The sequence below is a fragment of the Streptomyces sp. NPDC059037 genome (genome assembly GCF_042740015.1).
In the GTDB taxonomy this organism is placed as follows: Bacteria; Actinomycetota; Actinomycetes; order Streptomycetales; family Streptomycetaceae; genus Streptomyces.
The window spans coordinates 1-1,840 of sequence record NZ_JBHYIG010000518.1 but is presented as its reverse complement, the minus strand read 5'-3'; the positions used below and the strand labels follow the sequence as shown (position 1 = coordinate 1,840).

Here is a 1,840-nt window from a genome sequence, read left to right as displayed (position 1 = left end):
TGTGAGGCCGACGGGATTCAGGCGCGTCGTATCGCGGTGGATTACGCCTCGCACTCGCCGCAGGTCGAGGACTTGAAGGCCGAGCTGCTGGACGTACTCGATGGGATCGAGCCGCGTGCGGGTCAAGTCCCGCTGTTTTCAACGGTGTCGGGTGAGCTGATCGATACGGCGTCGATGGATGCGGAGTACTGGTTCACCAACCTCCGTCAGGCCGTCCGCTTCGACGCGGCGCTGGACTCGCTCCTGGAGGCCGGACACCGCGTCTTCGTCGAGGCCAGCCCCCACCCCGTCCTGCTCGGCGCCGTGAGCCAGAACGCCGACCACGGCCGCACCGCCGGAGTGACCGCCGTCGGCACCCTCCGTCGTGAAGAGGGCGAAGAGGCACGGCTGTTGCAGAACCTGGCCGAGCTGTTCGTCGCCGGTGTGGACGTGGACTGGTCGCCATGGGTGGCGGGCGGGCGTCCGGTCGAATTGCCCACGTACGCCTTCCAGCGCCGCCGGTACTGGCAGCCCGCCGCCACGACCGCCGACGTGGGGTCCGCCGGTCTGGCCGCCGTGCGGCACCCGCTGCTCGGCGCCGCCGTACGTCTCGCGGGCAGTGACGACATCGTGCTCACCGGGCGGATATCCCGGGCCACGCACCCCTGGCTGGCGGACCATGGCGTCTTCGGCACGGTGCTGCTTCCCGGAACCGCCTTTGTGGAGCTGGCACTTCGCGCGGGCGACGAAGCCGGCTGCCCGTCCCTGCGGGACCTGACGCTGCACGCCCCGCTGTCCCTGCCCGAACACGGTGAGGTCGACCTCCAGGTGCAGGTCGGCGCCGCCGACGGCAACGGCTGCCCGCTCGACATCTACTCCCGGTCCCACCGGGCCGACGGCACGGCGGAATGGACGCACCACGCCAGTGCCGTCCTCTCCGACGAGGGGGCGGTGCGGCCGGAGATCACCGGGTCCCTGTACGGCACCGCGTGGCCGCCCACCGACGCGGAGCGCCTGGACGTCGACGCCCACTACGACACGCTGGCCGCCGCCGGTCTGGAGTACGGTCCGGCGTTCCAGGGCCTGTCCGACGTATGGCGGCTCGGCGACGAGATCCTCGCGCGGGTCACCCTGCCCGGCCGGCAGGCGGAGGAGGCCCAGCGGTTCGGGCTGCACCCCGCCCTGCTCGACGCGGCGCTCCAGGCCGCCGCGGTGGACGGTCTCGACGGGCGTACGCCGCTGCCCTTCTCCTTCGGCGCCGTCACCCTGCACGGCCGCGGCGCGAGCGAGGTGCGGGTGCGCATCGCCCCCACCGGTTCTGACACCTTCACGGTGGAGGCGGCCGACGCGTCCGGCACGCCGGTCGCCCGGATCGACTCGCTCCTTGTGCGCCCGGTGACGGCCGGGGATCTCGTTACCCCGGACAGCAGCACGGATGTGCTGCTCTCCGTCGAGTGGTCCGTGTACGAGGGTGACGCGGACGCCGGGGCGAGCGCTCCGGAAGTGACGCTCCTGAAGGCCGCCGACGCCGGGCCGGACGCCGGTGACGAGGCGACCAGGGCCCGGGTGGCGCTGCACGCGACGCTGCGCGAGATGCAGGAGTGGCTCGCGGCGGAGCGGCCCGCATCGGAGCGGCTTGTCGTGCTGACCCGCCGGGCCGTGTCGACCGGCGCCGAGGAGCCGGGCCGCGCCGTCAACCTGACGCACGCCCCGGTGTGGGGTCTGGCACGGGCCGCCCGTGCGGAGAACCCGGGGCGGGTCTTCCTCGTCGACGTCGACGAGGGCGTCAACGACCTCGTAGCCCGTGTACAGGACTAGGGGGTGCTACACGGGTGAATGAGACAAAAAAAAGATCCCACCA

Annotated in this window: 1 protein-coding gene; it reads left to right on the top strand. The window is 72.3% G+C overall.

The window, feature by feature from the left end:
* On the top strand, nucleotides 1–1,797 hold a 1,797-nt coding region (locus ACFWY6_RS45320), incomplete at its 5' end, for a polyketide synthase dehydratase domain-containing protein (protein ID WP_384703752.1).
* Between the last annotated feature and the right edge of the window lie 43 nt (nucleotides 1,798–1,840).